The organism is Kribbella ginsengisoli, from assembly GCF_039537185.1.
Classification (GTDB): domain Bacteria; phylum Actinomycetota; class Actinomycetes; order Propionibacteriales; family Kribbellaceae; genus Kribbella; species Kribbella koreensis.
Map to the genome: position 1 here is coordinate 824,689 of NZ_BAABAA010000002.1, position 14,300 is coordinate 838,988.

General features: G+C 66.3%; 24 protein-coding genes. All 24 read right to left on the minus strand.

Going from position 1 to position 14,300, the window contains the following annotated elements:
* Nucleotide 1: 1 nt before the first annotated feature.
* Nucleotides 2-184 carry a 50S ribosomal protein L30 gene (gene rpmD / locus ABD768_RS11265; protein ID WP_328329386.1) on the minus strand — a complete coding sequence of 61 codons (183 nt, stop codon included), beginning with the start codon at nucleotides 182-184 and terminating at the stop codon, nucleotides 2-4.
* Entirely contained in the window at nucleotides 184-783 is a 600-nt protein-coding gene (rpsE, locus tag ABD768_RS11270; RefSeq protein ID WP_343976447.1) for a 30S ribosomal protein S5, read from the minus strand. The genes rpmD and rpsE overlap by 1 nt, the downstream gene beginning before the upstream one ends.
* Nucleotides 784-816: 33 nt before the next feature.
* Nucleotides 817-1,200, minus strand: coding sequence for a 50S ribosomal protein L18 (rplR, locus tag ABD768_RS11275; RefSeq protein ID WP_020388094.1), 384 nt, complete (start codon nucleotides 1,198-1,200; stop codon nucleotides 817-819).
* A complete protein-coding gene (rplF, locus tag ABD768_RS11280; protein WP_343976443.1) occupies nucleotides 1,200-1,742 on the minus strand; it encodes a 50S ribosomal protein L6 in 543 nt (180 codons plus the stop codon). The genes rplR and rplF overlap by 1 nt, the downstream gene beginning before the upstream one ends.
* A gap of 27 nt (nucleotides 1,743-1,769) precedes the next feature.
* Nucleotides 1,770-2,177, minus strand: a complete 408-nt coding sequence (rpsH, locus tag ABD768_RS11285; protein WP_164598719.1) for a 30S ribosomal protein S8 — start codon at nucleotides 2,175-2,177, stop codon at nucleotides 1,770-1,772.
* 97 nt (nucleotides 2,178-2,274) lie between these two features.
* Nucleotides 2,275-2,460 carry a type Z 30S ribosomal protein S14 gene (locus ABD768_RS11290; protein ID WP_132167346.1) on the minus strand — a complete coding sequence of 62 codons (186 nt, stop codon included), beginning with the start codon at nucleotides 2,458-2,460 and terminating at the stop codon, nucleotides 2,275-2,277.
* A gap of 1 nt (nucleotide 2,461) precedes the next feature.
* The gene (gene rplE / locus ABD768_RS11295; RefSeq protein WP_343976439.1) at nucleotides 2,462-3,034 is read right to left on the minus strand and encodes a 50S ribosomal protein L5; all 573 of its coding nucleotides are present in this window, start codon (nucleotides 3,032-3,034) and stop codon (nucleotides 2,462-2,464) included.
* Nucleotides 3,034-3,441: a 50S ribosomal protein L24 gene (gene rplX / locus ABD768_RS11300; protein WP_343976436.1), complete on the minus strand. Its 408-nt coding sequence runs from the start codon at nucleotides 3,439-3,441 to the stop codon at nucleotides 3,034-3,036. The genes rplE and rplX overlap by 1 nt, the downstream gene beginning before the upstream one ends.
* 1 nt (nucleotide 3,442) lies before the next feature.
* Nucleotides 3,443-3,811 (minus strand): 50S ribosomal protein L14, encoded by a 369-nt coding sequence (gene rplN / locus ABD768_RS11305; RefSeq protein WP_020388099.1) that lies wholly within the window; start codon nucleotides 3,809-3,811, stop codon nucleotides 3,443-3,445.
* Nucleotides 3,812-3,902: 91 nt separating this feature from the next.
* Entirely contained in the window at nucleotides 3,903-4,199 is a 297-nt protein-coding gene (gene rpsQ / locus ABD768_RS11310) for a 30S ribosomal protein S17 (RefSeq protein WP_343976432.1), read from the minus strand.
* On the minus strand, nucleotides 4,196-4,492 hold the full coding sequence (gene rpmC, locus ABD768_RS11315) for a 50S ribosomal protein L29 (RefSeq protein ID WP_343976429.1): 297 nt from the start codon (nucleotides 4,490-4,492) through the stop codon (nucleotides 4,196-4,198). The genes rpsQ and rpmC overlap by 4 nt, the downstream gene beginning before the upstream one ends.
* On the minus strand, nucleotides 4,492-4,911 hold the full coding sequence (gene rplP / locus ABD768_RS11320) for a 50S ribosomal protein L16 (RefSeq protein WP_343976427.1): 420 nt from the start codon (nucleotides 4,909-4,911) through the stop codon (nucleotides 4,492-4,494). The genes rpmC and rplP overlap by 1 nt, the downstream gene beginning before the upstream one ends.
* Nucleotides 4,912-4,914: 3 nt before the next feature.
* Nucleotides 4,915-5,763, minus strand: coding sequence for a 30S ribosomal protein S3 (gene rpsC, locus ABD768_RS11325; protein ID WP_343976424.1), 849 nt, complete (start codon nucleotides 5,761-5,763; stop codon nucleotides 4,915-4,917).
* The gene (gene rplV / locus ABD768_RS11330) at nucleotides 5,763-6,308 is read right to left on the minus strand and encodes a 50S ribosomal protein L22 (protein WP_425552157.1); all 546 of its coding nucleotides are present in this window, start codon (nucleotides 6,306-6,308) and stop codon (nucleotides 5,763-5,765) included. The genes rpsC and rplV overlap by 1 nt, the downstream gene beginning before the upstream one ends.
* A 49-nt stretch (nucleotides 6,309-6,357) precedes the next feature.
* Entirely contained in the window at nucleotides 6,358-6,639 is a 282-nt protein-coding gene (gene rpsS, locus ABD768_RS11335) for a 30S ribosomal protein S19 (protein ID WP_020388105.1), read from the minus strand.
* A 15-nt stretch (nucleotides 6,640-6,654) separates the two neighbouring features.
* A complete protein-coding gene (gene rplB / locus ABD768_RS11340; RefSeq protein WP_343976421.1) occupies nucleotides 6,655-7,488 on the minus strand; it encodes a 50S ribosomal protein L2 in 834 nt (277 codons plus the stop codon).
* The gene (rplW, locus tag ABD768_RS11345) at nucleotides 7,488-7,793 is read right to left on the minus strand and encodes a 50S ribosomal protein L23 (RefSeq protein WP_112243217.1); all 306 of its coding nucleotides are present in this window, start codon (nucleotides 7,791-7,793) and stop codon (nucleotides 7,488-7,490) included. The genes rplB and rplW overlap by 1 nt, the downstream gene beginning before the upstream one ends.
* Nucleotides 7,790-8,485 (minus strand): 50S ribosomal protein L4, encoded by a 696-nt coding sequence (rplD, locus tag ABD768_RS11350; protein ID WP_343976416.1) that lies wholly within the window; start codon nucleotides 8,483-8,485, stop codon nucleotides 7,790-7,792. The genes rplW and rplD overlap by 4 nt, the downstream gene beginning before the upstream one ends.
* The gene (rplC, locus tag ABD768_RS11355) at nucleotides 8,482-9,138 is read right to left on the minus strand and encodes a 50S ribosomal protein L3 (RefSeq protein ID WP_343976413.1); all 657 of its coding nucleotides are present in this window, start codon (nucleotides 9,136-9,138) and stop codon (nucleotides 8,482-8,484) included. Before rplC ends, rplD begins: the two co-directional genes overlap by 4 nt.
* Nucleotides 9,139-9,154: 16 nt before the next feature.
* Entirely contained in the window at nucleotides 9,155-9,463 is a 309-nt protein-coding gene (gene rpsJ, locus ABD768_RS11360) for a 30S ribosomal protein S10 (RefSeq protein WP_343976410.1), read from the minus strand.
* A gap of 404 nt (nucleotides 9,464-9,867) precedes the next feature.
* Nucleotides 9,868-11,061: an elongation factor Tu gene (gene tuf / locus ABD768_RS11365; protein ID WP_343976407.1), complete on the minus strand. Its 1,194-nt coding sequence runs from the start codon at nucleotides 11,059-11,061 to the stop codon at nucleotides 9,868-9,870.
* A gap of 72 nt (nucleotides 11,062-11,133) precedes the next feature.
* Nucleotides 11,134-13,215: an elongation factor G gene (fusA, locus tag ABD768_RS11370; protein WP_425552169.1), complete on the minus strand. Its 2,082-nt coding sequence runs from the start codon at nucleotides 13,213-13,215 to the stop codon at nucleotides 11,134-11,136.
* A gap of 101 nt (nucleotides 13,216-13,316) precedes the next feature.
* Nucleotides 13,317-13,787: a 30S ribosomal protein S7 gene (gene rpsG, locus ABD768_RS11375; protein ID WP_328329424.1), complete on the minus strand. Its 471-nt coding sequence runs from the start codon at nucleotides 13,785-13,787 to the stop codon at nucleotides 13,317-13,319.
* The gene (rpsL, locus tag ABD768_RS11380) at nucleotides 13,787-14,161 is read right to left on the minus strand and encodes a 30S ribosomal protein S12 (protein WP_012923692.1); all 375 of its coding nucleotides are present in this window, start codon (nucleotides 14,159-14,161) and stop codon (nucleotides 13,787-13,789) included. Before rpsL ends, rpsG begins: the two co-directional genes overlap by 1 nt.
* Nucleotides 14,162-14,300: the final 139 nt, after the last annotated feature.

Here is a 14,300-nt window from a genome sequence, read left to right on the forward strand (position 1 = left end):
GTCAGTCAACCTCTTCGACGGTGATGAGGTGGCGAACCGCACGGACCATTCCGCGAACCTCGGGCCGGTCCTCGTGGACGGCGGTGTCGCCGATCCGCTTGACGCCCAGGGTACGCAGCGTGTCCCGCTGGTTCTGCTTGCCACCGATGCCGGAACGGGTCTGGGTCACCTTCAAGCGTGCCATCAGGAGATCCCCTCCGCCCGCGCCTTCAGCAGCGCCGCCGGGGCGACGTGCTCGACCGGCATGCCACGGCGCGCGGCCACGGCTTCCGGCGTCTCCAGGGACTGCAGCGCCGCAACGGTGGCGTGAACCACGTTGATGGCGTTGGACGACCCCAGCGACTTGCTCAGGATGTCGTGGATCCCGGCGCACTCCAGTACGGCGCGCGCCGAGCCACCCGCGATCACACCGGTACCGGGAGCGGCCGGACGCAGCATCACAACGCCTGCGGCCTTCTCGCCCTGGACCGGGTGCGGGATGGTGCCCTGGATCCTCGGCACCTTGAAGAACGACTTCTTGGCCTCCTCGACACCCTTGGCGATCGCCGCGGGCACCTCCTTGGCCTTTCCGTACCCCACACCGACGGTGCCTTCACCGTCGCCGACGACCACGAGGGCGGTGAAGCTGAAGCGACGACCACCCTTCACGACCTTGGCGACACGGTTGATGGCTACCACGCGCTCGATGTAGGCGGTCTTGTCAGCTGCCGCACCACGACCACCGTCGCGGTTACGGCGCTCACCACCGGCGCCGCCTCCGCGACGCTGCTGGCCTCCGCTCATTTCGAACTACCTTCTTCCTTTTGTGTCGCCATGTCAGAAGCCGAGGCCGCCCTCACGGGCGGCGTCGGCCAGGGCCGCGATCCGGCCGTGGTACTTGTTCCCGGCGCGGTCGAAGACGACCTCGTCGATGCCAGCGGCCTTGGCGCGGTCGGCGATCAAACCGCCCACGGTCTTGGCCTTGTCCGTCTTGTTCGCCTCCGCACCGCGCAGGTCGGCCTCCATCGTGGAAGCCGAGACCAGCGTGACGCCGGCGACGTCGTCGATGACCTGAGCGAACAGGTGCTTCGACGACTTGCTGACCACCAGGCGCGGCCGGTCGGCCGTGCCGTTGACCTTCTTGCGGACGCGGATCTGGCGACGCAGCCGGGAAGAGGTCTTCTTGGCGGAGTGCTTGTTGTGACGCAATCCGATCGCCATTACTTACCAGCCTTTCCGACCTTGCGGCGCACCTGCTCGCCCGCGTACCGCACACCCTTGCCCTTGTACGGCTCGGGCTTGCGCAGCTTGCGGATGTTGGCGGCAACTTCGCCGACCGACTGCTTGTCGATTCCCTGCACCGAGAACTTCGTCGGGGCCTCGACCACGAACGTGATGCCCTCAGGGGCGTCCACGGTGATGGTGTGGCTGTAGCCGAGCGAGAACTCCAGCTGGGTCGGTCCCTTGGCCAGGACGCGGTACCCGACGCCGACGATCTCGAGCTTCTTCTCGTAGCCGTCCGTCACGCCGGTCACCAGGTTGGCGATCAGAGTGCGGGACAGGCCGTGCAGTTCCTTGCTCTTGCGCTGGTCGTCCGGACGCTTGACGGCGATCGTGCCGTCCTCGTCGCGGTCGACCACGATGGGCTCCGCAACAACGTGCGAGAGCTGGCCCTTGGGGCCCTTCACAGTGACCGTCTGGCCGTCGATCGTGACGTCGACGCCGGACGGGACCGTGATCGGGAGCTTACCGATGCGAGACATGAGAGTGGTCCTCCTTCCGGTTCTTCGTCACCAGACGTAGGCGAGGACTTCCCCGCCAACGCCCTTGTTCTTGGCCTGCCGGTCGGTCAGGAGTCCCTGCGACGTCGAGATGATCGCGACGCCGAGGCCACCGAGCACCTTGGGCAGATTGGTCGACTTCGCGTACACCCGCAGGCCGGGCTTGCTGATCCGGCGAACGCCCGCGATCGAGCGCTCCCGGCTCGGGCCGAACTTCAGATCAACAACGAGCGTCTTGCCGACGGTGCCCTCTTTGGGCTCCTCCACCTGGTAGGAGGAGATGTAACCCTCCTGCTGGAGGATGTCGGCGATGCCCTGCTTGATCTTGCTGTACGGCATCTGGGTCGACTCGTGATACGCCTGGTTGGCGTTGCGCAGACGAGTGAGCATGTCTGCGATCGGGTCGGTCATCGTCATGGCCTGGGGCCTCTTTCCCGCCGTGGTTTCGCCTCATGGCGACCTACGGTGACTAGATTTTGAGTAGTGAGAAGAACCGTGCTGGCAGTGCGGATGGTCACCAGCTGGACTTGGTGACGCCGGGCAGCTCGCCCCGGTGTGCCATCTCGCGCAGGCAGATCCGGCACAGGCCGAACTTGCGGAAGACGGCCTTGGGCCGGCCGCAGCGCTGGCAGCGCGTGTAACCACGCACCGCGAACTTCGGCGTCCGGGCCTGCTTGACCTTGAGTGCTGTCTTCGCCACGTCAGTTCTCCTTGAACGGGAAGCCGAGCTGCCGCAGCAGCGCGCGCCCCTCGTCGTCGTTCTTGGCGGTGGTCACCACGGTGATGTCCATTCCGCGAACCCGGTCGATCTTGTCCTGGTTGATCTCGTGGAACATCACCTGCTCGGTCAGACCGAAGGTGTAGTTGCCGTTGCCGTCGAACTGCTTCGGGGAAAGACCGCGGAAGTCGCGGATCCGGGGCAGTGCGAGCGAGAGCAACCGGTCCAGGAACTCCCACATCCGGTCGCCGCGCAGCGTGACGTGCGCGCCGATCGGCATGCCCTCACGCAGCTTGAACTGCGCGATCGACTTGCGGGCCTTGGTCACCGACGGCTTCTGGCCGGTGATCGCGGCCAGGTCCTTGATGGCACCGTCGATCAGCTTGGAGTCGCGAGCCGCCTCGCCGACACCCATGTTCACCACGATCTTGGTGAGTCCGGGCACCTGCATGACGTTCTCGAAGTTGAACTCCTCGTTCAGCTTCGCCACGATCTCTTCGCGGTACTTGGTCTTCAACCGGGGCAACGTCTTCGCCTCGGGGGCTGCGGTGGTCATCAGATCTCCTCGCCGGTACGCCGCGCGATCCGAACGCTCCGGAAACCGGTGTACGTCGAGCCGTCGGGGCGCCGCTTCTGCACCTCGACGCGGTTGTAACCCACGCGGGTGGTCACCTTCTGCTTCTTGCCGTCCTTCTCGACCTCGACCAGAAGCATCACGTTGGAGACGTGGATCGGGGCTTCCTGGGTGACGATGCCACCCGTGGTGCCGCCGCGCTGGGCCTGCTGCACCTTGGTGTGCTTCTTGACCCGGTTCACGCCTTCGACGATGACCTTTTCGGCCTCGGGCAGGACCGAGATGATCTTGCCCTCGAGGCCCTTGGACTTGCCGGCGATCACGCGGACGAGATCACCCTTCTTGACGTGCAGCGAACGCTGCACCTTCTGCTGGGGCTTACCTGACATCTCAGAGCACCTCCGGAGCAAGCGAGATGATCTTCATGAACTTCTTCTCGCGCAGCTCCCGGCCGACCGGCCCGAAGATGCGGGTGCCGCGCGGCTCACCGTCGGCCTTGAGGATCACGGCGGCGTTCTCGTCGAACCGGATGTAGGAGCCGTCCGGACGCCGGCGCTCCTTCACGGTGCGCACGATGACAGCCTTGACGACGTCGCCCTTCTTGACGCCGCCGCCCGGGATCGCGTCCTTGACGGTGGCGACGATCGTGTCACCGACACCGGCGTAGCGCCGACCGGAGCCACCGAGAACGCGGATGCACAAGATCTCCTTGGCACCCGTGTTGTCGGCGACCTTCAGTCGCGACTCCTGCTGGATCATCTGTTGATCTCCTGGTTGTCTCGCTGGTTCTCACGCTCGGTGAGCCTTGCGGAACGAATGATTTCGATTGGGTACTGCGAGGCGCCGCGGTTCACTTCGCCTTTTCGAGGATCTCCACGATCCGCCAGCGCTTGGTCGCCGACAGCGGCCGGGTCTCCATCAGGAGGACCCGGTCGCCGATCCCGGCGGCGTTCTGCTCGTCGTGGGCCTTGAGCTTGCTGGTACGACGGATGACCTTGCCGTACAGCTTGTGCTTGACCCGGTCCTCGACCTCGACGGTGACGGTCTTGTCCATCTTGTCGCTCAGCACCAGGCCCTCACGGGTCTTGCGGCTGCTGCGCTGCGGGGTCGTGCTCACGGTCTCGTCCTTCGCTGCATTCTCGGTCATGCCTTGCTCCCAGCCTTCTCGCTGTCGTCCGCGGTCTCTTCAGCGGTGTCATCGGCGTCAGCCGCGGCCACCGGTGCGTCGACCTCTTCGGTGATGCCGAGCGCACGCTCGGTCAGCACCGTGTAGATGCGGGCGATGTCCTTGCGGACGGCGCGCAGCCGGCCGTGGGACTCCAGCTGACCCGTGGCAGCCTGGAACCGGAGGTTGAACAGCTCCTCCTTGGCGTTACCGAGCTTCTCCAGAAGCTCGTCCTTTCCCAGGTTCCGCAGTTCGGCGGCGGTCAGGGTAGCCATCAGTTCTCACCTGCCTCTCGGGTGATGAAGCGGCACTTCATCGGCAACTTGTGAATCGCGCGGCGCATGGCCTCGCGAGCGATGTCCTCGGGAACACCGGACAGCTCGAACAGCACGCGTCCGGTCTTGACGTTCGCGATCCACCACTCGGGCGAACCCTTACCGGAACCCATCCGGGTCTCGGCCGGCTTCTTGGTCAGCGGGCGGTCCGGGTAGATGTTGATCCAGACCTTTCCGCCACGCTTGATGTGCCGGGTCATCGCGATACGAGCGGACTCGATCTGCCGGTTGGTGACGTAGTGGTTCTCCAGCGCCTGGATACCGAAGTCACCGAACGCCAGCGTGGTGCCGCCCTTGGCAGCGCCGGAGCGCTTCGGGTGGTGCTGCTTGCGGTGCTTGACCTTACGGGGGATGAGCACGGTTCAGCTCTCCGTTCCGGTCGTCTCGGCCGGCTTGTCGGCAGCCGGAGCCGCCTCGGCCTTCGGAGCCTCGTTGCGGGGGGCGCCACCATCGCGACGGCCACCACGGTCGCCGCCACGGCCACCACGATCACCGCGGTCGCCACCGCCACCGTCACGGCGGGCCGGACGGCCACGCTGCTGGGTCGCGGCGCGGGCAGCTGCCTGGGCCTCGCGCTCGGCGCGGGTGCCGGCCAGGTCGCCCTTGTAGATCCAGACCTTCACGCCGATCCGGCCGAAGGTCGTACGCGCCTCGTAGAAGCCGTAGTCGATGTCCGCGCGCAGGGTGTGCAGCGGCACACGGCCTTCGCGGTAGAACTCCGACCGGGACATCTCGGCGCCACCCAGACGACCGGAGCACTGGATCCGGATGCCCAGGGCGCCGCCACGCATGGTGGTCTGCATCGCCTTGCGCATCGCGCGGCGGAACGCCACGCGGCCGGACAGCTGCTCGGCCACACCCTGGGCGACGAGCTGGGCGTCGACCTCGGCGTTCTTGACCTCGAGGATGTTCAGCTGCACCTGCTTGCCGGTGAGCTCCTCGAGGCTGCCCCGGATCCGGTCCGCCTCGGCGCCGCGGCGACCGATCACGATGCCCGGACGCGCGGTGTGGATGTCGACCCGAACCCGGTCACGGGTGCGCTCGATCTCCACGCGGGAGATGCCGGCGCGCTCCATGCCCTTGCTCAGCAGGCGACGGATCTTGACGTCCTCGCCCACGTAGTCCTTGTAGAGCTTGTCGGCGTACCAACGGCTCTTGTGGTCCGTGCTGATGCCGAGTCGGAACCCGTGCGGGTTAACCTTCTGGCCCACTATCGGGTCTCCTTCTTCTCAGCCTTTTTGGCGGTCGCCTTCTTGGCCGGCGCCTTCTTGGCAGTGGCCTTCTTGGCCGGCGCCTTCTTGGCGTCGTCAGTCTTGGCCTCGGCCTTCTTGGCCTCCGCCTTCTTGACCGGCGGCGCGATCTCGACCTTCGGGCCGACCACGACGGTGATGTGGCTGGTCCGCTTGTCGATCCGGGTGGCCCGGCCCTGTGCACGCGGGCGGTGACGCTTCAGCGTCGGTCCCTCGTCCACGAAGGCCTTCACCACGACCAGGTCGGCCCGGCTCAGGTGCTCGGTGCCCTCGGCGTTCGCCGCGGCGCTGTCGACGACCTTGTACACGGTCGCGGCAGCGGCCTGCGGGGCGAACTTCAGAGTGGCGAGTGCATCGTCGATGCCCATGCCGCGCACCAGGTCGACCACGCGGCGCGCCTTCATAGGCGTCACGCGGACGAAGCGCGCGACCGCGAAGGCCCCGGGCTCCTCGCCCAGCAGGCTCTCGCGACGGGCACTGACGGCCCTACGCTCTTGAACGCTCATGATGTTCGAATCTCTCCGTAGGTTGCTTGCGCGTAGTCACTGACCGGGGTCAGCGACGCCGTGCCTTGCGGTCGTCCTTCTCGTGACCCTTGAACGTCCGGGTCGGTGCGAACTCGCCGAGCTTGTGCCCGACCATCGCGTCGGTGACGAACACCGGGACGTGCTTGCGGCCGTCGTGCACCGCGAGCGTGTGGCCGATCATGTCCGGAATGATCATGGATCGGCGCGACCAGGTCTTGATCACGTTCTTGGTGCCCTTTTCGTTCTGCACCTCCACCTTCTTGAGCAGGTGGTGGTCGACGAACGGGCCCTTCTTCAGGCTGCGTGGCATTCTGTCCGGCTCCTATCAGCGCTTCTTGCCGGCCTTGCGGCGCCGGACGATCATGCGGTCGCTTTCCTTGCGGCCGCGGGTGCGGCCCTCAGGCTGGCCCCAGGGGGACACCGGGTGACGTCCACCGGAGGTCTTACCCTCACCACCACCGTGCGGGTGGTCGACCGGGTTCATCGCGACACCACGGACGGTCGGGCGCTTGCCCTTCCAGCGCATCCGGCCGGCCTTGCCCCAGTTGATGTTCGACTGCTCGCCGTTGCCGACCTCACCGAGGGTGGCGCGGCAGCGCACGTCGACCATCCGGACCTCGCCGGACGGCATCCGCAGGGTGGCCATCCGGCCCTCCTTGGCGACCAGCTGAACGCTGGCGCCGGCGGAGCGGGCCATCTTGGCGCCGCCACCGGGCCGAAGCTCGACGGCGTGGATGGTGGAACCGACCGGGATGTTGCGCAGCGGGAGGTTGTTGCCCACCTTGATGTCGGCCGCGGGGCCGTTCTCCACGATGGTGCCCTGCTCCAGCTTGGCCGGGGCGAGGATGTAGCGCTTCTCGCCGTCGACGTAGTGCAGCAGCGCGATCCGCGCGGTGCGGTTCGGGTCGTACTCGATCTCGGCAACCTTCGCCGGGACGCCGTCCTTGTCGTACCGCTTGAAGTCGATCAGGCGGTACGCCCGCTTGTGACCGCCACCGTGGTGCCGGGTGGTGATCTTGCCGGAGCTGTTCCGGCCGCCCTTCTTGGGCAGCGGACGCAGCAGCGACTTCTCGGGGGTCGAACGGGTGAGCTCGACGAAGTCGGCCACGCTCGAGCCACGACGGCCCGGCGTTGTCGGCTTGTATTTGCGGATACCCATTACGACTGGCCTCCGAAGATGTCGATGCGGTCGTCGCCGGCAAGGCTGACGATCGCTCGCTTGGTGTCGGGACGCTTGCCCCAGCCCGTACGGGTACGGCGGCGCTTGCCCTTGCGGTTGATCGTGTTGACGCTGGTCACGCGGACCTTGAACACCTTCTGGACCGCGAGCTTGATCTCGGTCTTGTTGGCGTCCGGGGCGACCTCGAACGTGTACTTCTGCTCGTCCAGCAGGCCGTAGCTCTTCTCGCTCACGACCGGCCGCAGCAGCACGTCCCGCGGGTCCTTGTTGACTCCGTGGCTCATGCTTCTACCTCCTGCTCGGCTTCGGTCGACGTCGCGACAGCCTTGACGGACTTGCCCTTGGGCGTACCGGCGACGAAGGTCTCCAGCGACTTGCTGGTGAAGATGACCGCGTCGTTGCACAGCACGTCGTAGGCGTTCAGCTGGTCGGCCGCGATCAGGTGCACGGTCGGCACGTTGCGCAGGCTGAGCAGCGAGACGTCGTCGTCGCGCTCGACGACCACGAGCACCTTGAGGAACTCGGTCACCTCGGCGAGGACGGCCTTCGCGGCCTTGGTCGAGGGCACGTCGCCGTCGACGAACTGGTCGACCACGTGCACGCGGCCTTCACGGGCCCGGTCCGAGAGCGCTCCGCGCAGGGCGGCGGCGATCATCTTCTTCGGGGTCCGCTGGCTGTAGTCACGCGGCGTGGGGCCGTGGACGACGCCACCACCGGTGAACTGCGGCGCGCGGGTCGAGCCCTGACGGGCGCGGCCGGTGCCCTTCTGGCGGTACGGCTTGGCGCCACCACCGGACACCTCGCCACGGCGCTTGACCTTGTGGGTGCCCTGACGGGCGGCGGCCAGCTGGGCCACGACGACCTGGTGGATCAACGGGATGTTGACCTGGACGTCGAACAGCTCGGCGGGGAGCTCGGCGGAGCCCTTCTTGCTGACCTTGTCGCCCTTCACGACGACGACGTCAACGGTGCTCATTTGGTAGCTCCCTTCGCGGCGTTGCGGATCAGCACGAGGCCGCCCTTGGGGCCGGGGACGGCGCCCTTGAGCAGGACCAGGCCGCGCTCGACGTCGATCGCGTGGACCGTCACGTTCTGCGTGGTGACCTTCTCGTTGCCCATCCGGCCGGCCATCCGCATGCCCTTGAAGACGCGACCGGGGGTCGCGCAGCCGCCGATGGAACCCGGCGAGCGGTGCTTCTTGTGCACACCGTGGGTGGCGCGCAGGCCGTGGAAGCCGTGCCGCTTCATGACACCGGCGAAGCCCTTGCCCTTGCTGGTGGCGGAGACATCGACGATCTCGCCCGCGGCGAACGCCTCGGCCTTGATCTCCTGGCCGAGCGTGTACTCGCTGGCGTCAGCGGTGCGCAGCTCGAGCAGGTGGCGGCGAGGAGTCACGCCGGCCTTCTCGAAGTGGCCGCGCATCGGCGAGGTCACCTTGCGGGGGTCGATGTCGCCGAACGCGATCTGCACGCCGTCGTAGCCGTGGCTGGCCGAGGTACGAACCTCGGTCACCACGCACGGGCCGGCCTGGATCACGGTGACGGGGACGACACGGTTGTTCTCGTCCCAGGTCTGGGTCATGCCGAGCTTGGTGCCCAGCAGACCGCGCGTGTTCTTGGTTTTGCTCATTGGCTGTTCGCGTCCCTCAGAGCTTGATCTCGATGTCGACACCGGCCGGCAGGTCGAGGCGCATCAGCGAGTCGACGGTCTTCGGCGTGGGGTCGATGATGTCGATGAGCCGCTTGTGGGTGCGCATCTCGAAGTGCTCGCGGCTGTCCTTGTACTTGTGCGGCGAGCGGATGACGCAGAACACGTTCTTTTCCGTCGGCAACGGCACCGGGCCAGCAACCTTCGCACCAGTACGCGTCACCGTCTCGACGATCTTGCGCGCCGAACTGTCGATGACCTCGTGGTCGTAGGCCTTCAGCCGGATGCGGATCTTCTGTCCCGCCATCGCTTCGCTACGTCCTTCTCTTTGTCTTCGTCTTTGTCGCTCCGACCCCCGCGGTCGGGTGTGTCGCGGACGCGGCACGCGCGTCACCACACACTTTCGACCCTGGGATGGAGATCGGGGCCCGGTCTCGGACCGGCACCTCGGCATGGTCTCCGGTCCGGCGCACCAGCCAGAAAACGTCTCTGGGGCGCGCCCCGGCAACCTCGCCTGAGCAACCTGAATATTGTGCCAGAGATCGGCATCGGAATGCCAATCGAGGTGGCTCCAGGCAGAAACCGCGCTTGATCGAGGGACCGTTCCGGAGTCACCGACCCCGACTTGCCCCGCCGATCTCGCCTGCGGATCCCGCCTAAAGCAGAGGTCCGTGAGGGCTCAAGATGCGAGCCCTCACGGACCTCATGAAATCACTTGAGGATCTTGGTGACCCGGCCGGCGCCGACGGTACGGCCACCTTCCCGGATCGCGAACTTCAGGCCCTCTTCCATGGCGATCGGCTGGATCAGCTCGACCGACATGTCGGTGTTGTCGCCCGGCATGACCATCTCGGTGCCCTCGGGCAGCGTGACGACACCGGTGACGTCCGTGGTGCGGAAGTAGAACTGGGGCCGGTAGTTCTGGAAGAACGGCGTGTGACGGCCGCCCTCCTCCTTCGACAGGATGTAGACCGACGCGTCGAAGTTGGTGTGCGGGGTCGTGGTGCCCGGCTTGATGACGACCATGCCGCGCTCCACGTCTTCGCGCTTGGTGCCACGAAGCAGCAGACCGACGTTCTCGCCGGCTTCACCGGTGTCGAGCAGCTTGCGGAACATCTCGATGCCGGTGACCGTGCTGGTCTGCTTCTCCGGGCGGATGCCGATCAGGTCGACGGTCTCGTTGACCTTGATCACACCGCGCTCGATCCGGCCGGTGATGACGGTGCCGCGACCCGTGATGGTGAAGACGTCCTCCACCGGCATCAGGAACGGCTTGTCGATCTCGCGAACCGGCTGCGGGATGTAGGAGTCGACCGCATCCATCAGCTTCAGGATCGACTCACCCCACTTCTCGTCACCCTGCAGGGCCGGGTGGGCGGCAACGTGCACGACCGGCGCGTTGTCACCGTCGAACTCCTGCTCGGAGAGCAGCTCGCGAACCTCGAGCTCGACGAGCTCCAGGATCTCCTCGTCGTCGACCATGTCGCACTTGTTCAGCGCGACGACCATCGCCGGCACGCCGACCTGACGGGCGAGCAGCACGTGCTCACGCGTCTGCGGCATCGGGCCGTCGGTGGCGGCGACGACCAGGATCGCACCGTCCATCTGGGCCGCACCGGTGATCATGTTCTTGATGTAGTCCGCGTGACCCGGGCAGTCGACGTGTGCGTAGTGCCGGGCCTCGGTCTGGTACTCGACGTGCGCGATGGAGATGGTGATACCGCGCTGACGCTCTTCCGGCGCCTTGTCGATCTGATCGAAGGCCGACGCCTCGTTCAGGGTCGGGTACTTGTCGTGCAGCACCTTGGTGATCGCCGCGGTAAGAGTGGTCTTACCGTGGTCGATGTGACCGATGGTGCCGATGTTGACGTGCGGCTTAGTCCGCTCGAACTTCGCCTTAGCCACTGGGGCCCTCCTGGGAAATGTTGACTTACGCCGTACGCCGACGCGCTGTGGGTTGGTTGGTCCGGAGCGAGATTACTCGCCGCGGGCCTTCTTGATGATCTCTTCCGCCACGTTCTTCGGAACCTCGGCGTAGGAATCGAACTGCATCGAGTACGACGCGCGACCCTGGGTCTTCGACCGCAGGTCACCGACATACCCGAACATCTCGGACAGCGGCACCAGGGCCTTCACGGCCCGGCTGCCACCGGGGCCCTCGTCCATCGACTGGATCTGGCCACGGCGTGAGTTGAGGTCGCCGATCACTTCACCCATGTAGTCCTCGGGCGTGATGACCTCGACCGCGAACATCGGCTCCAGGATGACCGGAGTCGCCCTGCGGGCCGCGTCCTTGAACGCCATCGAACCGGCGATCTTGAAGGCCAGCTCGGACGAGTCGACGTCGTGGTAGGCGCCGTCGGTCAGGGTGACCTTGACGTCCACCATCGGGTAACCGGCCAGGACGCCGAACTCCATGGCTTCCTGCGCGCCCTCGTCCACCGACGGGATGTACTCCCGGGGGATGCGGCCACCGGTGACGGCGTTGACGAACTCGTAACCGCCCTCGCCACCCGCCTCGACCGCGGTCGGCTCGATCGTGAGGATCACACGCGCGAACTGACCCGAACCACCGGTCTGCTTCTTGTGCGTGTAGTCGACCTTCTCGACCTTCTTCTTGATGGTCTCGCGGTAGGCGACCTGGGGCTTGCCGACGTTGGCCTCGACGCGGAACTCGCGCTTCATCCGGTCGACCAGCACCTCGAGGTGCAGCTCGCCCATCCCGGCGATGATCGTCTGGCCGGTGTCCTCGTCGGTCCGGACCTGGAAGGTCGGGTCCTCGTCGGCCAGGCGCTGGATCGCGACGCCGAGCTTCTCCTGGTCGGCCTTCGACTTCGGCTCGATGGCGACCGAGATGACCGGCGCCGGGAACGTCATCGACTCGAGCAGGACCGGCTTGGCCGGGTCGCACAGCGTCTCACCGGTGGTGGTGTCCTTCAGACCCATCACGGCGACGATGTGGCCGGCGCCGACCGACGCGATCTCCTCACGCTTGTTCGCGTGCATGCGGTAGATCTTGCCGATCCGCTCCTTGCGGCCCTTGGTCGGGTTCAGCACCTGGGTGCCGGTCTCGAGCTTGCCCGAGTAGACCCGGATGAAGGTCAGCTTGCCCAGGTGCGGGTCGGCCGCGATCTTGAAGGCCAGCGCCGAGAAGGGCTCGCTGTCGTCCGGCTTGCGCAGCACGACCTCGCTGCCGTCCTTGATGTCGTGGCCCTCGATGTCGGGGACGTCGAGCGGGCTCGGCAGGAAGGCGTTGATCGCGTCGAGCAGGGGCTGGACGCCCTTGTTCTTGAACGCGGTACCGGTCAGCACCGGGGTCAGCTTGGAGGCGATCGTGGCGCGGCGGATGCCGGCCATGACCTGCTCCTGGGTCGGCTCTTCGCCTTCCAGGTACATCTCCATGATCTCGTCGTCGGCCTCGGCCAGCGTCTCGATCAGCTTGTCGTGCCACTCCGCGGCGAGCTCGGTGTGAGTCGCCGGGATCTCCTCGACGGTGTAGTCCTCACCCATCGTGGTCTCGCCACGCCAGGTCAGCGCGCGCATCCCGATCAGGTCGACGACACCGATGAAGTCGGACTCGGCGCCGATCGGCAGCTGCAGAACCAGCGGCGTCGCGGCCAGCCGGTCGACGATCATGTCGACGCAGCGCATGAACTCGGCGCCGGTGCGGTCCAGCTTGTTGACGAAGCAGATCCGCGGTACGCCGTACCGGTCCGCCTGGCGCCACACGGTCTCGGACTGCGGCTCCACACCGGCGACACCGTCGAAGACCGCGACGGCGCCGTCGAGGACGCGCAGCGAGCGCTCGACCTCGACGGTGAAGTCGACGTGCCCGGGGGTGTCGATGATGTTGATGGTGTGGTCTTTCCAGGTGCAGGTCGTCGCGGCGGACGTGATGGTGATGCCGCGCTCCTGCTCCTGCTCCATCCAGTCCATCGTGGCGGCGCCGTCGTGGACCTCACCGATCTTGTACGTGATACCGGTGTAGAACAGGATCCGCTCGGTCGTCGTCGTCTTGCCGGCGTCGATGTGGGCCATGATGCCGATGTTGCGCACCATGCTCAGGTCGGTGGTGATTTGTACGGCCACCTCGGTGGTCTACCTCTCGCTTCTGTCTAGCTTCAAAAGAGTGAACTCGGGGGCCCGGAACGGGCCCCGGCTCACCAGCGGTAGTGGGCGAAAGCCTTGTTGGCGTCGGCCATCTTGTGCGTGTCCTCGCGGCGCTTGACCGCGGCACCCAGACCGTTCGACGCGTCCAGGATCTCGTTCATCAGGCGCTCGGACATGGTCTTCTCGCGACGGGCCCGGGAGTAGGACGTGAGCCAGCGCAGGGCGAGCGTGGTCGAGCGACCGGGCTTGACCTCGATCGGCACCTGGTAGGTGGCGCCACCGACGCGGCGGCTCTTCACCTCGATGCTGGGCTTCACGTTGTCCAGGGCGCGCTTGAGCGTGATGACCGGGTCGGTGCCCGTCTTCGTCCGGGTGCCCTCGAGGGCGGTGTAGACGATGCTCTGCGCGATCTGCTTCTTGCCGTCCACCAGGATCTTGGAGATCAACTGGGTGACCAGCGGGGAACTGTAGACCGGGTCGATGATGACCGGCCGCTTGGGTGCGGGACCCTTGCGGGGCATTAGCTCTTCTCCTTCTTCGCGCCGTACCGGCTGCGAGCCTGCTTCCGGTTCTTCACACCCTGGGTGTCGAGCGAACCGCGGATGATCTTGTACCGGACACCCGGGAGGTCCTTCACACGACCACCACGCACGAGCACGATGGAGTGCTCCTGCAGGTTGTGGCCGACGCCGGGGATGTAGGCGGTGACCTCGATGCCGCTGGTGAGGCGAACACGAGCGACCTTGCGAAGCGCCGAGTTCGGCTTCTTCGGTGTGGTCGTGTAGACGCGCGTGCACACACCACGACGCTGAGGGGAACCCTTCAGGGCCGGCGTCTTGTTCTTGGACACCTTGTCCTGGCGGCCCTTGCGGACCAACTGCTGGATGGTGGGCACCGCGTAGGTCTCTTTCTGTCGTCCGGTCGGTTGCTGCGCACCTGACCCCCGCGGTCGGGTGTGTCGCGAGGGCACGGACACGCCGGAGTCATAAACTTTCTGACTGTCGGCAGAAGTCCCGTGCCACGCGCTGACCCGA